The sequence below is a fragment of the Psychroserpens burtonensis DSM 12212 genome, assembly GCF_000425305.1.
In the GTDB taxonomy this organism is placed as follows: domain Bacteria; phylum Bacteroidota; class Bacteroidia; order Flavobacteriales; family Flavobacteriaceae; genus Psychroserpens; species Psychroserpens burtonensis.
Genome location: NZ_AUDE01000014.1, coordinates 106,515 through 132,875, shown reverse-complemented (window position 1 = coordinate 132,875; position 26,361 = coordinate 106,515). Strand labels below are relative to the sequence as shown.

20 protein-coding genes are annotated in these 26,361 nt (G+C 34.0%); 15 read left to right on the top strand and 5 right to left on the bottom strand.

Features of this window, described 5'->3' with window-relative positions; all coding sequences use genetic code 11:
* Positions 1 to 84 precede the first annotated feature (84 nt).
* From H593_RS0107350 to H593_RS0107340, 3 genes are all read right to left on the bottom strand, one after another.
* Positions 85 to 2,568: a beta-mannosidase gene (locus H593_RS0107350; RefSeq protein ID WP_037051707.1), complete on the bottom strand. Its 2,484-nt coding sequence runs from the start codon at positions 2,566 to 2,568 to the stop codon at positions 85 to 87.
* Complete coding sequence (locus H593_RS0107345; RefSeq protein WP_028871853.1) at positions 2,558 to 3,265, bottom strand: copper homeostasis protein CutC; 708 nt, start codon at positions 3,263 to 3,265, stop codon at positions 2,558 to 2,560. The genes H593_RS0107350 and H593_RS0107345 overlap by 11 nt, the downstream gene beginning before the upstream one ends.
* 88 nt (positions 3,266 to 3,353) lie before the next feature.
* Positions 3,354 to 5,657 (bottom strand): beta-N-acetylhexosaminidase, encoded by a 2,304-nt coding sequence (locus H593_RS0107340; protein ID WP_028871852.1) that lies wholly within the window; start codon positions 5,655 to 5,657, stop codon positions 3,354 to 3,356.
* 49 nt (positions 5,658 to 5,706) lie between these two features.
* Between H593_RS0107340 and ligA the strand changes: the two genes are divergently transcribed.
* Both ligA and H593_RS0107330 read left to right on the top strand, forming a co-directional pair.
* Entirely contained in the window at positions 5,707 to 7,701 is a 1,995-nt protein-coding gene (ligA, locus tag H593_RS0107335; protein WP_028871851.1) for an NAD-dependent DNA ligase LigA, read from the top strand.
* A 96-nt stretch (positions 7,702 to 7,797) separates the two neighbouring features.
* Complete coding sequence (locus H593_RS0107330; RefSeq protein WP_028871850.1) at positions 7,798 to 8,541, top strand: hypothetical protein; 744 nt, start codon at positions 7,798 to 7,800, stop codon at positions 8,539 to 8,541.
* Between the two features lie 299 nt (positions 8,542 to 8,840).
* Here H593_RS0107330 and H593_RS0107325 read toward each other — a convergent pair whose 3' ends face one another.
* Together H593_RS0107325 and H593_RS0107320 are read right to left on the bottom strand one after the other, a co-directional pair.
* Positions 8,841 to 9,755, bottom strand: a complete 915-nt coding sequence (locus H593_RS0107325; protein ID WP_028871849.1) for a bifunctional metallophosphatase/5'-nucleotidase — start codon at positions 9,753 to 9,755, stop codon at positions 8,841 to 8,843.
* Positions 9,756 to 9,757: 2 nt separating this feature from the next.
* Positions 9,758 to 10,519, bottom strand: a complete 762-nt coding sequence (locus tag H593_RS0107320; protein ID WP_028871848.1) for a 5'-nucleotidase C-terminal domain-containing protein — start codon at positions 10,517 to 10,519, stop codon at positions 9,758 to 9,760.
* A gap of 72 nt (positions 10,520 to 10,591) precedes the next feature.
* Between H593_RS0107320 and H593_RS0107315 the strand changes: the two genes are divergently transcribed.
* The 13 genes from H593_RS0107315 (at position 10,592) to coaE (ending at position 26,334) form a co-directional block, all read left to right on the top strand.
* Positions 10,592 to 11,110: a DUF6913 domain-containing protein gene (locus H593_RS0107315; RefSeq protein ID WP_028871847.1), complete on the top strand. Its 519-nt coding sequence runs from the start codon at positions 10,592 to 10,594 to the stop codon at positions 11,108 to 11,110.
* The gene (gene dapA / locus H593_RS0107310) at positions 11,111 to 11,992 is read left to right on the top strand and encodes a 4-hydroxy-tetrahydrodipicolinate synthase (RefSeq protein WP_028871846.1); all 882 of its coding nucleotides are present in this window, start codon (positions 11,111 to 11,113) and stop codon (positions 11,990 to 11,992) included.
* A 132-nt stretch (positions 11,993 to 12,124) separates the two neighbouring features.
* Entirely contained in the window at positions 12,125 to 12,940 is an 816-nt protein-coding gene (locus H593_RS0107305) for an outer membrane protein assembly factor BamD (protein ID WP_028871845.1), read from the top strand.
* A 12-nt stretch (positions 12,941 to 12,952) separates the two neighbouring features.
* Positions 12,953 to 13,282, top strand: a complete 330-nt coding sequence (locus tag H593_RS0107300; protein ID WP_028871844.1) for a DNA-directed RNA polymerase subunit omega — start codon at positions 12,953 to 12,955, stop codon at positions 13,280 to 13,282.
* 7 nt (positions 13,283 to 13,289) lie between these two features.
* Complete coding sequence (gene coaBC / locus H593_RS0107295; protein ID WP_037051703.1) at positions 13,290 to 14,504, top strand: bifunctional phosphopantothenoylcysteine decarboxylase/phosphopantothenate--cysteine ligase CoaBC; 1,215 nt, start codon at positions 13,290 to 13,292, stop codon at positions 14,502 to 14,504.
* A complete protein-coding gene (gene porD / locus H593_RS0107290; RefSeq protein WP_028871842.1) occupies positions 14,497 to 15,384 on the top strand; it encodes a type IX secretion system protein PorD in 888 nt (295 codons plus the stop codon). Before coaBC ends, porD begins: the two co-directional genes overlap by 8 nt.
* A 57-nt stretch (positions 15,385 to 15,441) precedes the next feature.
* A complete protein-coding gene (gene recN, locus H593_RS0107285) occupies positions 15,442 to 17,094 on the top strand; it encodes a DNA repair protein RecN (protein ID WP_028871841.1) in 1,653 nt (550 codons plus the stop codon).
* Between the two features lie 53 nt (positions 17,095 to 17,147).
* The gene (locus H593_RS0107280; RefSeq protein WP_028871840.1) at positions 17,148 to 17,966 is read left to right on the top strand and encodes an enoyl-ACP reductase FabI; all 819 of its coding nucleotides are present in this window, start codon (positions 17,148 to 17,150) and stop codon (positions 17,964 to 17,966) included.
* 451 nt (positions 17,967 to 18,417) lie between these two features.
* Positions 18,418 to 21,726, top strand: a complete 3,309-nt coding sequence (locus tag H593_RS0107275) for a GEVED domain-containing protein (protein WP_028871839.1) — start codon at positions 18,418 to 18,420, stop codon at positions 21,724 to 21,726.
* A 274-nt stretch (positions 21,727 to 22,000) separates the two neighbouring features.
* A complete protein-coding gene (locus H593_RS0107270) occupies positions 22,001 to 23,695 on the top strand; it encodes a T9SS type A sorting domain-containing protein (protein WP_028871838.1) in 1,695 nt (564 codons plus the stop codon).
* Positions 23,696 to 23,769: 74 nt separating this feature from the next.
* Complete coding sequence (locus H593_RS0107265) at positions 23,770 to 24,783, top strand: glycosyltransferase family 2 protein (protein WP_028871837.1); 1,014 nt, start codon at positions 23,770 to 23,772, stop codon at positions 24,781 to 24,783.
* The gene (locus H593_RS0107260; protein WP_028871836.1) at positions 24,773 to 25,738 is read left to right on the top strand and encodes a CdaR family protein; all 966 of its coding nucleotides are present in this window, start codon (positions 24,773 to 24,775) and stop codon (positions 25,736 to 25,738) included. The genes H593_RS0107265 and H593_RS0107260 overlap by 11 nt, the downstream gene beginning before the upstream one ends.
* Positions 25,735 to 26,334, top strand: coding sequence for a dephospho-CoA kinase (gene coaE / locus H593_RS0107255; RefSeq protein ID WP_028871835.1), 600 nt, complete (start codon positions 25,735 to 25,737; stop codon positions 26,332 to 26,334). Before H593_RS0107260 ends, coaE begins: the two co-directional genes overlap by 4 nt.
* The last annotated feature ends 27 nt before the right edge of the window (positions 26,335 to 26,361 follow it).

Genomic DNA, 26,361 nt, shown 5'->3' with positions numbered 1-26,361 from the left:
CGCTTTCATCGCCTTTACTAGCTATGAAGCCACTGCTCCTTAAGAAAACGAGGAGAGTTTAATGGAATTTTTATAACAATAGGGTTATTGTACTAAATCATTCAAAGTCTTAATCTTCAAATCAACGAGTTTTTCAATTTCAGCTTCAGTTTTAAGCTTAATTACTATGGTTTCATTAGGCATTAAATCAAAATAGTTATCACTAAAATGACCTTTTGCTTTAGTGTGTAGAAATACATTTTTCTGTAACGTTGTACTTCTTAAAGTGATTTGAAACCCTTTGGTCGTTTTCGTTATTGTTTTTTCGATTGGTGCTTTATCTAATTTTAGATTTTTGGGTTTATTAAAATAAAACAATCGCGTTTTATTATCAAAAGTAACCCTTAAAAACGATGTTGATTTATCTTTAATAGTGAGTTCTTCATTAAAAACAAGAGCACTTGACAATCTAGAAACTGTTGTTTGCTCCTTAATATACGCAAAGCTATTGTTGCCTTTGAAATCTATTAATGTTACTTTTAGTTGACCCGAAACTGATTCTGGGTGATCGTTAACAATATGAATCTTTACACGATTATCCTCAATAACAGCAGATATCAAAACATTCTCAAAACTCTTTTTAGCCTGATAATGCAAAGCTTTCCAATTTCCGAAGTAATCAATACTCGACCAAGACACCGCAGGCCAGCAATCGTTTAATTGCCAGTATAGCGTGCCCATATTATAAGGTTTGGCGCGACGATGTGCTTCGATGCCTTTTGCAATTCCGTAGGCTTGTAATAACTGACTCACATACACATAATCTTCTGCATTGTTTGGAACCGGGAAATCACGTTGCATATACTCGTCAATGAGTTGGAATCCGCGAGCATGTTTTTGATGATTTTTAAAACCAGCAGATGACATCTCGATAGAATCATTTTGGTTGATATATCTAATCGTTTCATAACTAGGTAACGACTGAAACCCAAACTCACTCATAAATCGGGGTACATTTTCTTCTAGATGCTCAAAAGGGTAGGCATCATGCCAAATCCACCAATCGTGTGCATCGCCTTCGGTTTTATAGCTTGGATTGCCTCTTCCATAACGTGGAGACGATTGCCAATATGGAGTTTCTGTAAGTTTACTAACCGTATTTGGTAGGATGGAATCAAATATCTTTAAGTAGTTATTCCAAATCTCATCTTTCTCATTATCACTTCTATTGGCTTGCCAGCCCCAACGATTCCAACCTTCAGAACTTTCATTATTACCACACCAAAGTGCGATAGAGGCATGGTTTTGTAAGCGTTTTACGTTTTGTATCGCCTCTTTTTCTACGTTTTCTAAAAAGTCATTATCTCCAGGATACATAGCGCAAGCAAACATAAAATCTTGCCAAATTAAAATGCCTTTTTCGTCACATAGGTCATAGAAAATATCATTTTCATAAATCCCTCCTCCCCAAACACGCAACATATTCATATTAGCATCCACGACATCGTCTAAAAGTTTTTCATAATGTGCATCTGTAACTTGATTTTGCATACTATTTTGCGGAATGTAATTGGCACCTTTCATATACACAGGTACGTCATTTATTTTAAAGTAAAATGATTCACCAATACTGTCTTTGTCTGTCACCAATTCAATAGTCCGCAATCCTTTTTTTACAGAAATGCTATCGAGAATGGTTTTGTCATCCCGAACAACAACTTTTATATCGTACAAATAAGATTCTCCTAAATTATGTGGCCACCACAATTTTGGGTTTTCAATAGTAACCATTAAAGGTTTAGAATGACGTTCTTTACTACCTTCTTTATTTTTATAGGTTTTATAGAGATGATCGTTTATATAAATATCATAATCTGAATTGTTCTCAATAGTACTCGCATTTTTTAAGTTAATTACCATATGAGCAAATTCCTTGTTTAGTTCGAGTTGTTCCACATAAAATTCTTTGATCTTAAAATCATTCCAGGCACTCAAAGTTACAGGTCTCCAAATTCCACTCGTATTGAGTTTTGGTCCCCAATCCCAGCCATATTGAAATTGTGCTTTGCGTGTAAAAATGCGATTACCTTCAGGTAGTTGGTAATTTAGTTTTGCCTTTTTGTTTTCTTCGGAAATAGACGTTCTCTCAAATATGATTCTTAGCTCGTTTTGAAGTTTTAGAGTAGGTTTGACATCCACTGAAAATTGACGGAACGCATTATTCGTCTCCAAAATTAAACTGTCATTTAAAAACACAGATGCGTAGGTATCTAAGCCTTCAAAATTGAGTTCTATGTATTTCTTTAGAAACGTTTCTTTGTCCACAAAAAATGTGGTTTTATATTCCCAATTGGTTGCGGTGATCCATTGTAAACCATCTTCATTAGCGCCAATAAATGGATGTTCAATACGTTTATTATCCAACAAATCTGAATGCACATTCCCTGGAACAGTTGCTGCTTGCCATATAGAATCTGTTAAGGCTTTAAATTGCCAATCTTTATGTAAATCAACAGTCACAGGAAGATCATGCTTTGGCTGACAACTCATTAGTGTCAAAAGAATAATTACTAAAACACTATACTTCATTGTCAATCGTTTTTAAAATGGCTTTAATTTCTGTAATACTGGAAACCGTTTGAGGTGTGTTTCCAAAATATACTGAAGATACTGTATGTATTACTTCCGAAGCTGATGCGTGTAGTTCTTCAAAACCAGCATCTTTGAATAGTTTAGCATTTTGAGAATTAATACCACTTCCAGCTAATAGTATAATTCTGTTTTTAGCTTGCTCTTTTAGTGCCTTTAAGTTTTCTATGCCATCAATAGCTTTTGGATGTTGTCCAGAGGTTAAAATTCTATGGACACCTAATTTGATGAGTTGTTCTAAAGCTTTTTCTGGATTTGGCACAACATCAAAGGCGCGATGAAATGTAAATGGTAGTGGTTTTGATAATGCTATAAGGTCTTGAGTTCTTTTGATATCGATAGTGTTATCTTCATTTAAAACACCAGAGACAATCCCGTGACAGCCCAAGTCTTTACAGATTTGAATATCTTTTTTGATGATGTCAAACTCAGCTTCAGAATACTGAAAGTTACCACTTCTGGGTCTAATGAGCACAAAGGTTTCAATATCTAATTCCTCAATGATTTGATGTATCAATCCATAACTAGGTGTGATGCCACCAACAGATAATTCGCTACAGAGTTCGATGCGTTTTGCTCCAGCGATTTGAGCATTTTTTGCAGATTGGTATGAGTTGGTGCAGATTTCTAGTGTCATATTTACTGTCATTCCTGCGAAGGTAGGAATCTTATTAATTTTTAGTTAAAAGTGGGTTCCTCATCATGTACGAAATGACAACAAGATATTAGTTTAGAATGATTTCATCAATAAACGTCCAAGCTTTTTGTCCTGCACCTTGTTTACCATCTGGAATAATGCCGTAGTTTGGGATGTTTAAAATTATTGTCTTGACTTTGATATCTAACTTTTTTGGCGTCACAAATTTGTAATTTATGTTTGCTAGCGTCTTGTTTTCTTGATTTTCTACCTTTATTTTATCTGTTACTCGACTTCCATCATCCAGTATAAATTCAATATCTACTTCATTTGGAGCATAAATCCATTGACCATTCCCATTATAGAATCTAGTCTCAATCGATTTCACTTCTATTTCTTCAACCAAATCAATCGTAATCTCAATATCCTCTCCCCAAAATCCTAACCATTGGTGATCACCATAACGAGAATCACTTCCCAAAATTCCATTAATCAATCCTTCTGGTCCACTTCCTGAATAGGACTTGTGTGCTGTTTTGTTAATCGTTATTGTTGCGCCAACCGCTTTATGATAATTTATCGTTTCATAAAAAACAGAACCAAGACGTTTTTCAGTATCAAAAACTGCAGCTATGATTTTAGTGTTTTCCTTAATAGGTATTGGCTTATCGTAAACCGATGATAATAGATTCACCGGACTTCCATCTGTTGTATAATATATTATTTTATCGGCTAAGGTTGTAGACAATTGATAATAGTTTTTATTGTTTTTGGAAATGAGCTTGCCTTCAATCTCATACAAATGATTCGCATAATTGATGTCTAAAACATCTAAACGCTTATTAAAATGTTCTACGCGTTTTATGAAATCTGGATAGTCTTTATTCTCGTTTTGAGACCAAACTACTTCGCTCATAGCGAACATTCTCGGGAAAGCCATGTATTCAACTTGATCCTCTGTTGGCATGTATTCAGTCCAGATGTTTCCTTGAGCGCCAAGAATATATTTGGATGCTCGCACAGATAATTCCGAAGGAATAGGATTGAAATTATATACTTTTTCCAAGGGTAGGAATCCGCCAATTGCTGTTGGTTCATTAGGATTCGTGGATTGATAATAATCAAAATAGCAATGTGATGTTGGTGTCATAATCACATTGTGTTTTTGTTTTGCAGCTTCAATTGCACCTTTAGTTCCTCTCCAAGACATTACTGTTGCATTAGGAGCTAGACCACCTTCTAGAATTTCATCCCAACCAATAATTTTTTTGCCTTTGGAGTTGAGGTGTTTTTCTATTCGAGTAATGAAATAGTTTTGAAGTTCGTGCTCGTCTTTTAAACCTTCTTCTTTAATTCGGTTCTGACATTGATCACATGTTTTCCAGTTTGTTTTTGGGGCTTCGTCTCCACCAATATGAATGTATTCACTAGGAAACAAAGTGACGACTTCGTCAAGAACATCTTCAAGAAATTCAAAAGTCTCCTCTTTAGAACAATAGATATGCTCAAAAACGCCCCATTTTGTGGCGACGTTAACTTGCTCTCCAGTGCACCCTAAATTAGGATAAGCGCTAATTGCTGCTTGAGCATGTCCAGGTAATTCAATTTCAGGAATAACAGTCACATGTCGTGCTTGCGCATAAGCCACAATAGCTTTGACTTCCTCTTGTGTGTAAAATCCACCATAACGTTTCCCATCAAATTGATGTGGTTGGTCACTGTAATGGCCAATCAATGTCTCGTTTCTATACGCTGCGATGTCTTGAAGCTTTGGATATTTTTTGATTTCAATACGCCAACCTTGGTCTTCGGTTAAATGCCAGTGAAAGGTGTTCATTTTTAAGAGCGCAAGCGCATCAATATACTGTTTAATAAAATCTACAGAGAACATATGACGACCAACATCTAAGTGCATCCCGCGATATTGAAATTCCGGAGCATCTGTAATGGTTATGCATTGAATACTTAGGTTTTCTTCGGAAAATGAACCGTTTTCAAATTCTGGAGGTAATAATTGACGTAAGGTCTGCACTGCATAAAAAGCACCTTGGTCTGTTTTTGCCTTGATTATTATAGCCGAAGGTTGAATGTCGAGTTGGTAGCCTTCAGGGTTTTCAATGGTATCGTCTAATTTGAATTGGATATCGTTACTGTCAGTTAATTCGATTGTACTTCCTTTCTGCAGATATTTCCGAAGAAAATCTCCAGAAATTTTAAAGTTGTCATCGTAAGCGATTCCTATAGTGCTATCTAATAAGAAATACCCTTCATTAATTGTTAGGGTATTGGGTGCAGGAATAATTTGCGGAATTTCAGTGGCATAATCTTCTGTTTTGCAATTGGATAAAAAGGTTATAAAAACAAAGAGGACTACAATTTTTTTGAATGACATTTTACTATATTAGATGCTTTAAAGATAACTTTTTTTTACTACGATTTTAATGAGCATTCAACAAAATATAGAAGGTCTTCGCAATGAACTTCGCGAGCATAACTATAATTATTATGTATTAGATAATCCAACGATTAGTGATTATGATTTTGATTTCAAATTAAAGGAGCTTCAGGCTTTGGAAGAAATGCATCCAGAATTTTACGATGCTAATTCGCCAACGTTGCGAGTAGGAGGTGAGGTGACTAAAAATTTTAATACCGTTGTTCATGAGCATCGTATGTATTCGTTAGATAACTCCTATTCTAAGGACGATTTATTGGATTGGGAAAAACGTATTAAAAAAATGGTTGACGGTGAGGTTCATTATACCTGTGAATTAAAGTATGATGGCGCCTCTATTAGTTTGACTTATGAAAACGGAAGTTTATTAAGAGCAGTAACACGAGGTGATGGTACGCAAGGTGATGAGGTGACCGCTAATATAAAAACCATAAAATCTGTTCCATTACAGTTGAAAGGCGATTTTCCGGCGATATTTGATATTAGAGGAGAAATCGTATTGCCCTTTGAAGGGTTCATTAAAATGAATGAAGAGCGATTGGAAGCAGGAGAGGAACCTTACAGAAACCCAAGAAATACGGCGTCTGGAAGTTTAAAACTACAAGATAGCGCTGAGGTTGCAAAACGACCTTTAGAATGTTTGCTATATAATATTACGGGACCTAATTTAGGGTTTGATACTCAATTTGAAGGTTTGGAAAAAGCGAGACAAATGGGTTTCAAAGTTCCAAGTGCTGCAAAATTAGTGAGTTCTGTAGATGCTATTTTTGAGTTTGTGGAGTATTGGGATGAGCATCGTCATGATCTGCCTTATGAAACCGATGGTGTTGTGATTAAGGTTAATAATCTACAGCAGCAAGAAGAATTGGGCTATACAGCGAAAGCGCCACGTTGGGCAATGGCATATAAGTTTAAAGCTGAGCAGGTTTCCACGCGTTTAAATGAAATCACCTATCAAGTGGGGCGCACTGGAGCTATTACACCTGTCGCTAATTTGGAACCTGTAGAATTAGCAGGTACGACTGTAAAACGTGCATCATTACATAACGCAGATCAAATTGAAAAACTTGATGTTAGAGAAGGTGATACCGTTTATGTAGAAAAAGGCGGAGAAATTATCCCAAAGATCATAGCTGTTGATTTTAGCAAACGACCAGTAGATTCTTTGTCTACTCAATATATTACGCAATGTCCAGAGTGTCAAACCGAATTGGTGAGACAGGAGGGTGATGCGAAACATTATTGTCCTAATTATAATGGGTGTAATGTGCAAATTATTGGACGTATCCAGCATTATATTTCTAGAAAAGCCATGGATATAGAGGGTTTAGGAGGTGAGACTATTGCGCTTTTAGTTAATGAAGGTTTGATTTCAAACTATTCAGATTTATATACATTAACTAAAGAGCAGGTATTGCCATTAGAACGTATGGCCGAGAAAAGTGCTGAGAATTTGATAAATGGCGTTGAGACTTCAAAGCAAATACCATTTGAGCGGGTTTTATTCGCCATTGGGATTAGATATGTGGGTGAAACCGTAGCTAAAAAACTAGCTAAGCATTATAAAAGTAGTGATGCTATTGCAAATGCATCGGTTGAGGATTTGATAGCTGTTGATGAGATTGGAGATCGTATTGCTGAGAGTGTTGTGGCTTTCTTTTCTTCTGAAGACAATAAAGAAAATATAGAGAAGTTGAAAAGTTTTGGACTTCAGCTTGCTATCTCTGCCGAAAAGTTAGCCAATCAAACCGATAAGCTAAAAGGACAATCGATAGTGGTTTCTGGAGTTTTTGAAACGATTTCTAGAACAGAGCTCAAAAAAATGATTGAAGATAATGGCGGAAAGGTGTCGTCTTCAATATCTTCGAAGACCAATTTTTTAGTTGCAGGTGATAAAATGGGCCCAAGTAAACTGGCCAAGGCAGAAACACTGGGAGTAGAGATAATTTCGGAAAATGACTTTTTATTAAAACTTAGATAAAATTCTTACAAAACCTCTTATTTTATCGATTAAATACGTTTTTATACGTTTAAGTGCAATTATTTTATATATTTGTCTTGTTTTAATAAATGATGTATGAACATAAGTAAAATTTTAAGTAGTGTTCTCATACTATTGAGTGTGCTATTTCTGGGGCTGCAGTATCTAGGACAGCAGCTTGAGGCTTTTGGTGTAAAAGCGTTAGGTATGTCTCTTTTAGTTGTATTGTATTGTATTGGAGTAAAGAAAAAGCATATGTTATTTATATTGTTTTTGGTAAGTTATTCTGCTGCCGAAGTCCATAATTATATTACCTACGATATAATTCCACCAGCAGGCGCTGTATACGACCCACACTATTTGATTGGAAATGCGTTTTATATTTTAGCATATGTATTTTTAATTTCACGAATCTTTTCAATAATGAACTTTAAGAAAGCTGTTTCTAGATTTCCTTTTCAAACAGTATTACTTTTTATCTTAGGATTTTTTGTTGTTTATATGATAACAGATTTATCGGAGACCCGATTGTTTCTCAATTATACGCATTCTGTAGAGCTCATATATAATTCGGTTATTATGTTTTTAATGTGTTTAGCTTTGATTAATTGCATGTATAATGATACTAAGAAGTCAATGAATATTCTTGTTGGATCTATATGTATTGTGTTTTCTGAGGTGACTCAAATAGCCTATTTTTATATTTCAGATCTCGACAATGCTCTTAATGTTACGTATTCTTTCTTTTTAGTTGGAGCTTTTGTTTTCTTTTATATTCAATCCAAATTAAAGGCCGAGTATAATCCTCTTTATGAGAGGCATCAAGAGTTGAAGATTTAATCTCTTTTTGATTATTCAAATCTCTTTTCCGTGGTCTAAAGTAGCACTATTATTAATGGCAATATAACCGTTGTGAAAGTAGCATAAAATAAAAGTCCAGCATTTCCTTTAATTTAAACTCCTCATTTAGAAAGTCAATTAGCCTGGTGTTTCTACTAACACCTATTTTGAGTGTCTTTTTTATGTAAGTAGTTGTAGCAAATATGTCATTTCCACTAGAGAACATTTACGTCAAATAACTTTGAATTTATAAGGCTATATTTTTGTAATAGCTTTTATGTTAAAAAAAAGTGAGTTATTTAGACAATAATAGACGTACCGTTTGCTGCTTTATTTTTATCGCTATCAAAATAGAAATCTATTTTCCCTAGGTTAATTCCGTAACAACCAACTTGATTAACGAGTACGTTTTTTCCTTCGGAATTTTTTACAACCGTTGGTTTTTTCAAAAATGTGTGCGTATGACCACCTATAATAAGGTCAATGTCTTTAGTGGTTTTTGCAAGTTTCAAATCAGATATTTTTTGAGAAGGTTCTCTGTAGTTATATCCTAAGTGAGATAAACAGATAATTAGATCACACTTTTCGTCCTCTTTTAGAATTCTCGTCATTTCTTGAGTAGCTTCTGTAGGATCTAAATAGACTGTTTCTTTATACATGCGTTTTTCTACCAAACCGTTGAGTTCAATACCTAATCCAAAAACCCCAACTTTTATACCATCTTTAATGATAATACGATAAGGTTTTACGTGTGTATCCATTACTGTATTTGAAAAATCATAATTAGCAGATACAAAATCAAATTTAGCATGTGGTAATTGAGCGTAAAGTCCTTCTATGCTATTATCAAAATCATGATTTCCAATAGTTGCAACATCATATTTAAGCATACTCATGAGTTTAAACTCTAATTCTCCACCATAATAGTTGAAGTAAGGTGTGCCTTGAAAAATATCACCAGCGTCTAGTAATAAAGTATTTGGGTTTTCTTTTCTAATAGATTCAACCAAACTTGCACGCCTAGCTACACCTCCTTGATTAGGGTTTCTTCCGTCATCAGGTCCAAAAGCATCAATGTGACTATGCACATCATTGGTATGTAATATGGTTATTTTTTTAGTTGTTGCAGGAGTGAAGGATGTTAAACCTAATCCGCTAAGTCCTACTAATGCTGAAGCAGCTGCTGTTTGTTGTAAAAATTGTCTTCTTTGCATAATTATTTTTTAAGCTTAATAAATCGGTTGTCAATGACCGGATTAAGGGTGTCAATTTTGGAGAAATAATCAATAAGTACATTCCTAACTTTATAATCTAGCACATATAAACTATCATTAGTCTTAAAAAAGTCCATACGATCACCTCCATTATATAGGTAATCATTGGTAGCTACATTGTATGTTTTGCTAAAATCTAGTGGTGTGCCATCTAGTGTTGCAGATTTAAGATTTCCGTCGGCATCTAAAACAATATTAAGTCGTGAAATAGGATGAGCACGTTTGCCTTTAGCTAAGTATTCAACAAGCTCTTTAACTTGAGTTCCTTTTAATTTTACCACCACAGCAGAATTATCAAAAGGCATTACTTCATAAGCAGTCCTCGTAGTAATGTCGCCTTTAGAGATTATGGATCTAATACCTCCATGGTTAAGTAATACAAAATCAATAGTCTCTCCAGTTCTACTTTTAAAGATAGGGTTAGATTGTTCATAAACGGCATCTGCCAACATGTTTCCAATTGCGGTATTGTAATCGCCATCATTTTTTGAATACGTGTCAACAGCGTAAGCAAGCACACTATCCAAGTCCGCGTTAACACGCTTGCGATACGGTTTAACGAAGTCTTCTATGTTTTGGTCAATTTTTAGGCTATCAGAAATGTTAATCTGTCTGCCTTCAATTTTATTTAGATAAACGTCTTGTTTTTTACAAGCACTTAAAATTAAAATTGAAAATAAGAGTATTACATGTTTATAATTCATGAACTTTATTATATGATGTTTAGAATGTCTTACTAGGTGTTTTTATTACATTTGTATAAAGCATAAAGATAAATGATTTTAAAGGTATTTAAAGAAAAATCAAATCAAAAATATATCAACAAATTGTTAAGTGCACGACAAGTTGCAGTTAGTAATAATAAAATGAATACCGTTGGTGTTATCTTGAGTGTCAGTGAATTTTCTGATTTTGAGTCCTTTAGGTTGTTTTTTAAGTCCCTAGGAATTCAGGCAGCGAAAACAAAAATTATAGCTTTTGTTGAAGACACAAAAGATTCAAATGAGCTTTGGGATACGTATTTTAATCCAAAAGATTTCGGTTGGAAAGGAAAAATTAATAATATTGACTTACAAATTTTTGTGGATACAAAATTTGATGTTTTAATTAGTTATTACAAAGAAAATCATCTTGAACTTAACTTAATTACGGCATCTTCAAAGGCTAATTTCAAAGTAGGGTTAACAAATGAAGATGAGCGCTTATTTGATTTAATGATAGATGTAAAACCCAAAGAGTTTTCAGTTTTTAAAGACGAACTAAAAAAATATTTAACAGTTTTAAATAAATTATAAATGACAAAATTTCATGGTACAGGTATCGCCATTATTACTCCATTTAACGAAGATTTAACCATAGACCATATCGCATTGGCAAACTTGGTGAATTTTAATATTGACAACGGTACAAACTATATTGTTATTAGTGGTACAACTGGAGAGAGTGTAACGATTACCCAGGCTGAAAAGAAAGCTATTATAAAAACAATTACTAGAGTAAATAACGGTAGAGTACCTTTGGTTTTGGGTATTGGAGGTAATAATACCGTAAGTGTAGTAGATGAAATTAAAGCAACAGATTTATCCGAAATAGATGCACTTTTGTCAGTCTCACCATACTATAGTAAACCACAACAAGAGGGGATTTATCAGCATTTTAAAGCGGTTTCAGACGCATCACCTATAGATATTATTTTGTACAATGTACCTGGACGTACCTCTTCTAATATGTCTACAGAAACCACATTACGTTTGGCAAAGGATTTTCAAAATATAATAGCAGTAAAAGAAGCAGGTAATAATGTGCATCAATATTTAAAATTACTTCGTGATAAACCAGAAGATTTCTTGATTATTTCTGGAGATGACGATCTTGTTTTAGGTATTATTTTGGCCGGTGGAGCAGGAGTTATCTCTGTTTTAGGACAAGCAATTCCTAAAGAATTTACTAAAATGATTAATTTAGGACTAAAAGGGAATGCAAAAGAAGCTTATAAGATTCATTTTAAATTAATGGACATGACGGCTCTTATATTTTCTGAAAATAATCCTGCTGGTATTAAGGCCGTTTTAGAAGCTTTGAAACTATCAAAAGCTATCGTGAGATTACCTTTGGTCGAAGCTTCAAATCAACTTAAACAAAATATAAAATTGGCGCTTCAAGAAATTGAATCTTAATTTAAAAGTTAAAAATTACTTAATCATAATGAGAGCCTAAATTCATGGGCTATTTTTGGTTATTACTTAGTATAGAATATTTGTTTTTATTATACGTTATAAATACGTACTTTTGCAACCTGTTTTTTATTTATGAAGAAATTATTTTATTTATTAGCCATATCGATTGTCTTGAGTTCCTGTAGTGAATTTCAAAAAGCACTTAAATCTGAGGATACTGCGACCAAGTTTAGTTTGGGGACAGAATTGTTTGACGCAGGAAAATGGTCTAAAGCTAATAGACTTTTTACACAAATAGTTCCAAAATATAGAGGGAAACCTCAAGCCGAAAAATTAATGTACATGTATGCTAGATCATTTTATGAAATGGGAGATTACGTTACTGCTGGGTATCAATTAAACCGTTTTGAAAGTAGTTATCCAACAAGTGAAAAAGTACAAGAAGCGTCGTTTTTAGCAGCAAAAAGTTTTTACCAGGTGTCACCTGTGTATAGCAAAGATCAACAAGAAACTGTTCATGCACTAGAAAGATTTCAATTGTTTGTAAATAAATACCCAGACTCAGAGTTGTTACCTCAAGCGAATGTATTAATCAAAGAATTAGATTACAAATTGGAGCGTAAGGCATTTGAAATTGCTAAACAATATAATTATATAGCTTATTTCGAATCTTCAGATTATCTGGCTGCGATAAAAGCATTTGACAATTTTCTAGCAGATTTTCCAGGAACAAGTTTTAGAGAGCAAGCCATGTTTTACAGATTAGATTCGGCTTATAAACTGGGAATCAATAGTATCAATGCAAAACAAGAAGAACGATTAAATATTGCAATTAATTATTACACGACGTTCAAAAAGTTTTATCCAAATTCTGAATTAATTTTAGAAGCAGATAAAATGAATGAAGAAATGACCACTGCATTTGAACAATATAATACAAAAAGTTAATTTACACATACCATGGATTTAAAGAAGACACATGCTCCTGTATCAACAGAAACGTACGATAGAAATATTATCGATGCTACCACAGATAATATCTATGAAGCAATTTCTGTAATCGCTAAAAGGGCAGAACAGATTAACACAGACATTAGACGTGAGTTAGTTGACAAATTAGAAGAATTTGCAACTTACAATGACAGCCTTGAAGAAATCTTTGAAAACAAAGAGCAAATTGAAGTGTCTAAATTCTACGAGAAATTGCCAAAGCCACATGCTTTAGCAGTTCAAGAATGGTTAGATGACAAAATCTATTACAGAAATACTGACGACGACGTTCAGGAATAATATAAGCATGTCTTCAATATTAAGCGGCAAAAACATATTACTAGGCATTACTGCTGGTATTGCTGCTTACAAGACGGCTGGCCTAGTTAGGCTTTTTATAAAAGCAGGCGCAAACGTAAAGGTCGTTATGACGCCTGCTTCTAAAGACTTCATTACCCCTTTAACATTATCTACATTATCCAAAAATTCAGTATATTCTTCCTTTACTAATGAAGATGATGATAATGCTATGTGGAATAATCATGTAGAATTAGGGCTTTGGGCAGATGTCTTTGTTATCGCTCCAGCTACAGCAAATACCCTGTCTAAAATGGCAAATGGTACTTCTGATAATTTGTTGATGGCGACGTATCTCTCGGCGAAATGTCCAGTATATTTTGCTCCAGCAATGGATTTGGATATGTACAAACACCAATCTACTAAAAATTCTTTTGAAAAATTAAATACCTTCGGAAATATCATGATTCCAGCAACTTCTGGAGAATTAGCAAGTGGTCTTGTTGGAGAAGGTCGTATGGCTGAACCTGAAGATATTGTTACCTTTATTGAAAATGATATTCTAGGGAAATTACCACTGCGCCATAAAAAAGTATTAATCACAGCGGGCCCAACTTACGAATCGATAGATCCTGTACGATTTGTTGGAAATCATTCTAGTGGTAAAATGGGTTTTGAAATCGCTAAAGCAGCTGCGAATTTAGGCGCTGAGGTGATATTGGTTTCTGGACCATCTCATCAAACTGTAGCTCACAGTCTCATCAATGTAATTCGTGTAACAAGTGCTCAACAGATGTATGAGGCATGTCATAATTATTTTAAAAATGTAGATATCGCTGTGTTGTCTGCAGCAGTTGCAGATTATAGACCAAAAAATATTGCAGAGCAAAAAATAAAAAAGAAGGAATCAACGTTTACTATTGAGTTAGAAAAAACTAAAGATATACTAAAGTCCTTGGGAGCGATTAAAAAACAGCAGTTCTTAGTCGGCTTTGCATTAGAAACTAATAACGAATTGGAACACGCTAAAGGGAAATTAGTATCTAAAAATTTAGACTTAATTGTGTTGAATTCATTAAATGATATAGGAGCAGGTTTTGGAGGTTCAACAAATAAAGTTACTTTTATAACTGCATCTCATGAAATTATTGCTCATGAGTTAAAGTCTAAGACAGAAGTAGCACAAGATTTAATGCAACAAATTTTAAAACAAACACATGCATAAGTATTTATATATTTTTTTAATATTAGTAGTTACGATGTCTTGGTCTCAAGAGTTGAATTGTAATGTGGTTGTAAATGCACAACAAACAGGTAATGAAAATGTCCAAGTTTTCAAAACCTTAGAGCGTCAACTTAGAGAATTTGTGAATAATACACAATGGACTAATAAATCATACAAAAATCAAGAGCGTATAGATTGTACTATGGTCGTGACAATAGTCGATTATGATACAGATAGATTTCAAGCGACTCTTCAAGTGCAAGCGTCGAGACCAGTTTTTGGATCAACGTATGGAACACCTACCTATAATTTTAACGATCAAGATTTTGATTTTCAATATTTAGAATTTCAGAATTTTGTATACAATCCAACACAATTTGAATCTAATTTAATATCGGTTCTTTCGTTTCATATGTATATGATTTTAGGTTTAGATGCAGATACGTTTAGCCCAAATGGTGGTGATGAGTATTTTCAACAAGCACAAACTATTTTAAATTACTCGCAACAAAATAGTGCTAAAGGTTGGAAGCTTGAAGATGGAAGACAAACCCGTTTTATATTAATTGATAATATATTATCACCGACATTTAAAGAGTATAGAGAGGTGCTGTATTCGTATCACAGAGAAGGTATGGATCAAATGAATACCAATCCTAAAGAAGCTAAAGAGGCAATAGCTAAGACGATAAGAAGCTTGCAAAGCATGAACAATAAGAGGCCCAATTCTTTTTTGATGCGTGTATTTTTTGATACAAAATCTGATGAAATACAACAAATATTTAGTGGAGGACCATCTGTTAATGTATCTGATTTGATATCTACATTAACCAAAATAGCACCAATGCATGCCTCAAAGTGGCGCGATATAAATTTCTAAGCTTTTAGTTATTACCATAAGTATTTTGGTTAATTTTACTTTACATTAAAGAACTTTATGCTTACACAACTTACCATAAAAAATTACGCACTTATTGATGAACTTCAAGTAAGCTTTAATAATGGACTTACTATTATTACAGGAGAAACAGGAGCAGGGAAATCTATTCTTTTAGGGGGTTTGTCACTTATATTAGGTAAAAGGGCAGATTTAGCTAGTGTTAAAGATTCATCAAAAAAATGTGTTATTGAAGGTGTTTTTGATATTGCTAAATACAAGCTAAAGCCATTATTTCAAAATCGAGATTTGGATTACGAATCGGTTACTATCTTAAGGAGAGAGATACTCCCGTCAGGAAAGTCGAGAGCTTTTATAAACGATACTCCAGTTAAATTAGATGATCTACAAGTATTAGGCGAGCACTTATTAGACATCCATTCACAACACCAGACATTACAACTAACTAATGATGATTTTCAGTTTCAAATTATTGATGCCTTAGCCAATAATGACGAGAATTTGAGTCAGTACATTTCAGAATTAAAAGGGTTTAAAAGTATCACTTCGGAAATTAAAATACTCCAAAATCAAAAGGTAGAAGCTCTTAAAGAGCTTGATTATAATTTGTTCTTATTAAAAGAATTAGAAGAAGCGAAGTTAGTGGACGGCGAATTGGAAACGCTTGAAATCGAATATGAAACACTTAATAACGTAGAAGAGATCAAAGATAAACTAGGTCAATCTCATCAATTGTTAAGTGACGAAGACGTGGGTATTGCATCAAATTTAAGAGACATAAAACAACATCTGTCTAAGTTGGTAGGTTTTGGTGCGCAATATCAATCCATTTATGATCGTATAGATAGTAGTTTAATTGAATTGGATGATGTTTTTTCTGAAATTGAAAACTTAGAAGATCAGCTTGAAGCAAATCCTAATCGCTTAGACGTGGTGAACACAAAACTACAGACACTTCATAATTTAATGCAAAAGCATTCAGTGTCTTGCGTTAAAGAGCTTATTCATATAAGAGAAGACTTATCAAATAAAGTTTTAGAAACAGAAAATTTAGATGCTCACATTTCAGAAAAAGAGAATCAAAAAGAGCTGTTTAAAAATAAATTAGTGCTGGTCGCACAAACAATTCACTCTAATAGGAATAAAGTTATTCCGAAGTTAATAAAACAATTAGAGTCCATTTTAGTAACGCTAGGAATGCCAAATGCTAAGTTTAATATAGATTTGAAAACATCAGTAACTTTCCTTTCTAATGGAAGTGATGAATTACAGTTTTTATTTTCGGCCAATAAAGGCGGTCAATTTAACGATTTAAAAAAGTCGGCATCTGGTGGAGAGTTATCCCGTATTATGCTCGCTATAAAGCATATTTTATCAAATTACACACAGTTGCCAACCATCATGTTTGATGAGATAGATACTGGGGTTTCTGGTGAAATTTCAAATAAGATGGCAATTATAATGCAAGAGATGAGTAAAGCAATGCAAGTATTTACCATAACGCATCTTCCTCAAATTGCTGCTAAAGGAGATCATCACTTCAAAGTGTTTAAAGAAGATGTTAATGATTTAACTCAAACACAACTTAAAAAATTGACACCAGAAGAGCGTATCGTAGAAATTGCTCAAATGCTTGGGGGTACTAATGTTTCTAGCTCTGCTATGGAACATGCCAAGCAATTACTCAATTAATACTATATTTGAGCATATAAAAAACAACAACTAAATAACTTAATTATAAAAGCATGTCTTACAATTTACTAAAAGGAAAACGAGGAATTATTTTTGGAGCATTAGATGCAAATTCTATAGCTTGGAAAACAGCTGTACGTGTACATGAAGAAGGCGGTACATTTGTTTTAACAAACGCACCAGTGGCGATGAGAATGGGACAAATAAATGAACTTGCTGAACAAACAGGTTCTCAAGTTATTCCTGCTGACGCAACCTCTGAAGAAGATATTCAAAATCTGGTAGCGCAATCTATGGAGATTTTGGGAGGCAAAATAGATTTCGTTTTACATTCTATAGGGATGTCTATCAATGTAAGAAAAGGGAAGTCATATACAGATCAAAATTACGCTTGGACTCAAAAGGGAACAGATGTTTCTGCAATGTCTTTTCATAAAGTCATGCAAACTTTATATAAGCAAGATGCAATGAATGAATGGGGAAGTATCGTTGCTTTAACCTATATGGCTGCACAGCGAGTTTTTCCTGATTATAATGATATGGCAGATAATAAAGCCTATTTAGAAAGTATCGCTCGTAGTTTTGGTTATTTCTTTGGTAGAGATAAAAACGTACGTGTGAATACAATTTCACAATCACCAACACCAACAACAGCCGGTTCTGGTGTTAAAGGCTTTGATGGTTTTATTGCGTATGCAGAAAAAATGTCTCCCTTAGGAAATGCGACTGCTTTGGATTGCGCAAATTATACGGTGACCTTATTTAGTGATTTAACGAAGCGTGTGACACTCCAAAACCTGTATAATGACGGTGGTTTTAGTAATATGGGCGTGAGTGATGCGGTTATGGAAACCTTTGTTGATAACCAGTAAAGTAATTAAAATATTACAACAAAAAAAGCCGATGTGAAAACAGCGGCTTTTTTTGTTTCATTCTTTTATATATTATACGTCACACCCTGAATTACTAGTTATGATTACTTTGAAATTTAGATTTACATAAGTAGATGGGATTACAAATTATTGATTTTCTCCTTAATAATTGAGATAATTGCTTAAAAACGCATCTGCTAATAATTACATAGAACTGTTAACAATCATTCTCCATATCTACTACTAGTATCTAGGTGCATTTTGCTAGCAAGGTTTCTTTTGTTTGTCTATCATGAAAGTATTAAAGTTAACTTAATTATTTAAGATCAAATGTTAGGGTTTTAGATGTGTTTTGTCGGTGATAAGTACTTTTAAACGATTAAGCTGGTTTATTAAGATAAGCTAAGTGATTTATTATATTTTTAAATTTAAATAACTAAAACTAGAATTTATGAAAAAAATTACTTTATTACTTACTCTATTTGTGCTTAGTTTGACTCATGCACAGGTTGGGATTAGTGAGGATTTTAACGCCGGAACGCCTGCTGGCTGGACTGATACCTATCAAAATAATGCAACAGATGCTTGTGAAGGAAATACAGAAAGAGGTAATTTATATGCATCTTCTAATTCAGGAAATTTAACATCTCCAAATTTTGCGGCAGGTTCTAATGGAACTGACCTTACAATATCTTTTGATTATAAAATTGAAGATTGGAATTCACAAAACGCTGCAGGTTCAGGATGGGGAACAGCGGAATTACAATATTCTACTGATGACGGCGGTGTATGGACAACAGTATTAATTATTGATGATAACAATCATGTTATTGCGAATACATGTGCAACAATGATGGCAGTAATACCAGCTGCTTCATTACCAACAGGTTCAGATGTTAAATTGAGAATTTTTAATACATGGGTATCTGGAGATTATGATTTTCATGTAGATAATTTCAATGCTGCGCAAGTAGTATCAAACCCTCCAAATTGTGACGCCATATTGGCAGAGACTGCAGATGTGTCTATTGATGGAGAAATTTCTTGGAGCAGTGCTACGGGTATTCCAACAGGATATTTTGTAACAGCAGGAACTACATCTGGTGGAACAGACCTAGCCGATAATGTGGATAATGGCGCATTGACTACTTTTAGTTTGGGCGGCTTGCTAGAAAACACAACCTACTTTGTTACTATCACGCCATACAATGATAATGGGAGCGCAACGGGATGTGCCGAGCAAACATTTATAACAAAAACTTATATACCTGGAGAAATTTGCGAGGTTGCGATAGATGTTACTTTACCGTATAGTGAAGCAGCAGGAACTACTGCAGGGTTTGGAGATGACTATGCAGGTTCTCCTGGAGCTAGTGGTTGTGGTACAACCAGCTCGTATCTCAATGGTGATGATATAGTATATTCTTACACAGCGATTTCTGATACTCAGATTAGTATTGATTTAGATCCTGAAGGAACTTGGTCTGGTGTTTTTGTTTATACAAATTGTTCTGATATAGGAACGTCTTGTGTTGCAGGAGTTGGAAGTTCAAATTCAGATATTAGAGAAATTGATTTAGATGTAATTAATGGTACAACTTACTATATAGTTATTTCAACATTTGCTTTTCCGCAAACTGTCGACTACGCTTTAGATATTTTTGAAAATACGTGTACTGATGCAACTGTGACTTATGCAGTAGTTAGTGACTGTGATGTTTCAGGAGGGTTCGTTATAGATGTAGAAATCACAGATTTAGGTACTGCTAGTACACTTTTAGTATCTAATGATCAAAATGCTGATACGTTTACTGTAACGGTAGCAGAGACAGTTCAATTTGGTCCTTTTGTAAATGCAACAGATGTGATTATTACAGTAGACGATCAAGATGATGATGATGATAGTTGTACAATAGCCAGTGAAGCTCAGACTCAGGTCGGGTGTCCACCTGCTAACGATGAATGTGATGCTGCAATAGCTTTAACTGTAAATGCGGATACGGATTGTGCCGAAATTACTTCTGCAACGACTCAATTTGCTACTGCTTCTGCACAGCCTGATGATGCTACTGGAACACCAAATACAGATGTTTGGTTTACTTTTGTAGCAACAGCAGTAAACAATAACATAGTTATATCAAATGTAGTTAACCAAGGTGGAGGAACATCAACAAGTACTGATATGGGTATGAGTGTTTTTGATGCTGCTGCTGGATGCAATATGACTGATGTTAACGAAGTTGGGGAAAGTGATCCTGATACGCTTTCATTGTCTGGTTTAACTATAGGTAATACTTATTATGTGCGAGTTTATGGATGGTCTTCATCTATCCAATATAATAATTTTGATATTTGTATAGGAACGCCTCTTGCACCACCTTCGAATGATGAGTGTTCAGGGGCTATTGTATTGAATACTTCTAGTGGACCTACATGTGAAAATGCTGTTTCTGGAACTACGCAAAGTGCCACGCCTAGTGGGTCTGGTTGTACAGGTGGTAGAGATGTTTGGTATAGTTTCACAGCTGTCGTAGATGGAAATTATATTGCTTCAGAAACTGAAACTTTTGATTCAGGATTTTCGTCAACTTATATTTCAGCTTACGAGGGAAGTTGCGGTGGCCTTACACAAATAGGAAGCAGTACTACTTGTTTCTTTTCGGGAGATTTAATTATTCCTACAGTTGCTGGTAATACATATTTTGTAAATATAAGAAGTTCGTCATCTTCCAGTTATGTTGAGTTCGATCTCTGTTTGTATTTAGAGCCAACATGTTTTGTTCCTGAAGACTTGGCAGCAGCTTTCGTTGCTCCAAACTCTGCAGATTTATCTTGGGTTACTCCAACAGATGGAACGGTGCCTTCTGATTATAATTGGGAAGTAGTGCCACAAGGAAATGCTCAAGGAGATGGAGCTGTATCTAGTGGCACGACTACCGATTTATTTGCTACAGCTACTGGTTTAACTTTGGATACGTTATATGATTTACGCGTTCAATCTAATTGTGGAACAGGAGATTTGAGTTCATGGTCAGCACCTTTTAGTTTTAATGCTGGTTATTGTATTCCTTCAGGAACAAATACAAATACTTATATTGATAATTTTTCAACAACAGGAGGAGCAGTCAATATATCTAACTTAACATCTGGTTTGACTACAGGTAATTATGAAAATAATTCTGGTACAATGTCAGTTAGTCAAGCTTCAAACGGAACTTTTGATTTTGAAGTTGATATTGTTAGTGGTACTGTTGGTTGTGCTGTTTGGGTAGATTGGAATAACGATTTCATATTTGATGTTTCTGAAGTGTCTTTTAGTACAACAAGTTATGGTAGTGGTCCATTTACAGGCACAGTCACTATTCCTGATGCTACTCCAGATGGAAATTATAGAATGAGAGTTATGATTGACTGGAATGATTCAAACCCGGGAGATGATGCACCATGTTCATTTGGATCTGGAAGAGGAGAAACAGAGGATTATACGGTTACAGTGGATGCAACATTATCTGTTGACGATGTTGAAAATCAGTCTGCGTTTACGTATTTTCCTAACCCAGTTAAAAATACATTGACATTAAATGCACAAAATGAAATCGATAATATTACAGTAATTAATATGTTAGGGCAAGAAGTGTTAAGAACTTCTCCAAACACTATCAATTCAGTAATAGATATGTCTTCGTTACAAACAGGGATATATTTCGTAAGAGTAACAATCAATTCTGTACTACAAACAGTAAGAGTTATAAAACAGTAAGAGAGCGTTTTTCTTATAGCATTTTAAAAGAGGTCTTTATAGACCTCTTTTTTTTAAATAAAAACGCAGTTTATGATAGTTATTTACATGAAATATTATGACGATTTGTATAATGAAAATCACATACAATAGAGGATGATTTTAAAGTCCTGAGATTGAAAACATTAAAGTCTTTAGTCGTTATTATTAACTTTTTATCGATTATTCATTATTTCAATGTGGAGGATAGAAGAATTATTATATTTTTAACACTTAATTAATAAATTCAACTAATATGAAAAAAATTACTTTATTACTTTTTGCTATGGTTATTTTATGTTTTGGCTTTTCTGCTAATGCACAATGTGACTATACCTTGGAGATGAATGACTCCTTTGGAGATGGGTGGAATGGCAACACAATAGACGTTCTTGTAAACGGTGTTACAGTTTTAGACGATGTTACTTTTGACGAAACGGAAGGAACTCCCGTAGGAGAACAATTTATAATTGCTTTCGCAGTTACTGACGGTGATCAAATTACGACACTTTGGAATGGAGGAGGAACATTTGGTGGTGAAACATCTTACAGAATACTGAGTGCTAATAGTATAGCAGTTGGATCTGGAGCTCAGGCAAGTATAACGACAGATATTACCGTAAGTTGTGCGGTTTGTACACCACCTGCTGGTGCCATAGGAGTAGTTTCTAATGACGACTGTGTCGCTCAAACATTTGATTTTGATGTTGATATTACAAATTTAGGAGGCGCTACCTCTGTTACGATTACGAATACTGCTGGTTTACCACCTACATCGGTTACAGCGACAGGTATTGTCACTTTAGTTGGTTTTCCAACAGACACAGTATTTGATATCACATTTGTTGATGATGAAGATTCTGGATGTGATGTTACAATCGCTGGTTTAATTTTTCTTTGTCCTCCTGCAAATGATTTGTGTGCAGATGCAATTCCTTTAGCATGTGATGAAACGGTTTTTGGGGATACTTCAGACCCTACAGTTACAAATACAGTAGGTAACGCTTCTGCAGATTTATGGTATTCTTACTCTGGAGCTGCTGGTGATATTACTGCTAGTTTATGTGATTCTTCTTACGATACGAACATAAGAATTTTTGATTCTTGTGGTGGTATAGAGATTACAAATAATGATGATTCTTGTGGTACAAGATCTGTAGCTACTTTTGTTGCAGATGGAATGTCAACATATTATATAGCTGTTGAAGGGTATGCAACTGTTGAGGGTGCTTTTACTTTGACGATTACTTGTGCTGCTCCAACGCCTCCACCTGCAAATGATTTGTGTGGAGATGCAATTGCTTTAACGTTAACTGTAGCAGAAAACGGTACTACAGTTGGAGCGGTTGAAAATGTAGCAAATGAGAAACCAGGTTGTGATGAATTTGGAACTATTGCAGATGTTTGGTATACTGTAACACTTCCTACTGGAACAAATACATTAAATGTCATAACTACTGTATCTGGTGGAGGTTCTTCAGAAGCTAACTTAGCGATCTATTCAAATGATTGTACCATTTTACAAGTTAATCAATTAGCTTGTGATGAATCAGGAGGTTTTTCAGGAGAAACTTTAACTATAGGAGGTACTGCAGGAACTACGTATTTAATTCGTGTATGGAGTGACGGCGTTGCACCAGCACCACCAAGTGGAGGCCGTACTGAAGGGACATTTACAATAGTTGCTGATGCAACGTTATCTGTGGATTCACTTCAAAATGAAAATGCATTTACATATTTTCCTAACCCAGTTAAAAATGAGTTAACATTGAATGCTCAAAAGGATATTCAAAATGTATCTATTTTTAATCTGTTAGGTCAAGAAGTTCTTAGAACGGCTCCTAATGCTACAGGTAGTATTATCAATATGAATGAATTAAGCCAAGGTGCTTACTTTGTGCAAGTTACTATTGGTAATGTTATAGAAACAGTAAGAGTTATTAAGCAATAAGCTTAGTTTACATAGTTTTTCAAAAGCCACCGTTTAGGTGGCTTTTGTATTTTCTTTACTTACCTTTGTAGGGTATGACTGCATTACATTTTTCTTTTATAGTCCCTGTATATAACAGACCAGATGAAATAGAAGAGCTTTTAAAAAGCTTTACAACTTTAGAAGGTGATTTTACTTTTGAAATTGTTATTGTTGAAGATGGATCAACTATAGATTGTAAATCTATAATTGATGAGTTCTCATCCAATTTAGAGATATCATATTATGTTAAACCTAATTCAGGACCGGGTGATTCTAGAAATTTTGGTATGTCTAAGGCTAAAGGGAACTACTTTATTATTTTAGACTCAGATTGTTTAGTGCCAAAGCATTATTTGACAATAGTTAATTCATATTTGTTTTCCAATTATATAGATTGTTTTGGAGGTCCCGATGCCGCTCATGATTCTTTCACAAATCTTCAAAAAGCCATTAACTTTGCTATGACTTCTTTTATTACAACAGGAGGAATTAGAGGAGGTCAGATTTCTGGTGATAAATTTCAACCAAGAAGTTTTAATATGGGCTTGTCTAAGACAGCTTTTGAGGCGTCTGGAGGTTTTGGATTAATTCATCCTGGAGAAGATCCAGATTTATCTATAAGACTTAATACGCTGGGTTATGAAACGATATTAATTAAAGAAGCCTTTGTGTATCACAAACGTCGTATTTCATGGATGAAATTTTACCAGCAAGTTCATAAATTTGGTATGGTTAGACCTATACTAAATAAGTGGCATACTCAAACAAAACGTTTAACGTATTGGTTTCCAGCTCTATTTTCAATAGGTTTTATAATAGCGGTCGTATGTGCTTTATTTGACTTTAAAATACCATTACTTCTCTATGGATGTTATCTGTTCTTAGCATTTACATTGTCATTAGTCGCTAATAAAAGTATAAGTGTCGCAGTTCAATCTATATTAGCTATTTTTATTCAATTCTTTGGATATGGGTATGGCTTTCTTAAGTCTACTCTAGCAATCGAAATTTTGAATAAAAATCCTGAAAAACACTTTCCGAAATTATTCTTTAAAGATGTTAAATAACATAAAAACAAAATTAGTTAGATCATTAAAAAGCAAAAAGCTTAATGTTTTTGGGCTTTTCTTTTTGTTGGCTTTTTTGATATTAGTGGTAACTAAACTTTCAGAAACTTATGTGGAAACGATTCCATTTAATATTGAATATAGAAACCTTCCAGAGAAAAATATCATTACGTTAGATAGTATTCCTAAAGTTAATGTCACAGTTTCAACCCATGGGTTTAATTTACTATCCTATTATTTCTATGACAAAAACTTCCAATTAGATTTTAAAAAGAGCACCTATATAAAGGGTAATAATTATGTGTGGTTAGCAGATAAAGGAATTTACGATTTTAAAAAACTTTTAGGTAAAAATGTAGATATAATTGCGGTGAAACCTGATACTTTAATATTACCCTTTGGGACGTTAAGTATGAAAAGGGTCCCCGTTGTTTTAAAGTCTAAAATTAATTTTGCTTCAGGTTTTGATACGTTAGATGGTATAGAAATAAAACCCGACTCAGTTAATGTTATTGGTGCAAAAGAGGAGATCGACAATGTTGATTTTGTAGAAACACAACTTTTAAGTTTAGAAAACATTAAGATGAACATCAACACAAATTTAGGTTTAGAACTTCCAAATTCTTCTAAGCGGTTAAAACTTTCAGAAGAAAATATAAATATAACCGCTAGTGTAGAGAAGTTTACAGAAGGGACGTTTGATGTTCCTATTACAATTTTAAATGTTCCAAATAATATAGAGATTAATTACTTTCCAAAGTATATTAAGGTATCATACTACTTAAGTTTAAGGGATTATAGAGAAGTTAACCTTTCAGATTTTATCATAGAATGTGACTATAGAGATGTTCTAAAATCTGGAAAATCGTATTTTAATCCAAAACTTATCGTAAATTCAGGTCAAGTAAAATCTGCTAGAATGAAACAAAATAAAGTAGAATACATTATTAAATGATTATCGTAGGACTCACAGGAGGAATTGGTAGCGGAAAAACTATAGTCGCTAACTTTTTTAAAGCGTTGGATATACCAATCTATATTGCAGATGATGAAGCTAAACGATTAATGGCAAAATCTAAAGTCATTAAAAGAAAATTAACGGCTTTATTTGGTGAGGATGCTTACATTGATGACGCACTCAATAAACCGCTTCTAGCTTCTAAAATTTTTAATGATAAAGCCTATCTTAAAAAGATGAATGCTATTATTCATCCAAAAGTAGCTTCTCACTTTAAGCGATGGGTTGAAAAGCAGGAATCTTTATATGTCATTAAGGAAGCAGCTATTATTTTTGAACATAATAAAGAGGCTAATTATGACTTTATAATTACGGTTATTGCCAATATGGACGTACGTATTAGTCGCGTTATTAAAAGAGATCACTCTAGTAAATCAAAAATAGAAACTATTATAAAAAATCAAATGAGTGATGAAGAGAAAATCAAAAAATCTCATTTTGTAATCACTAATGATAATTTAGCGGATACTGAGAATCAAGTTATAAAAATCCATCAATCTATTTTGAAACATATCAAAAAACTTAAAAATTAACAGTTGTGTTAATGTAAGGTTAAACAG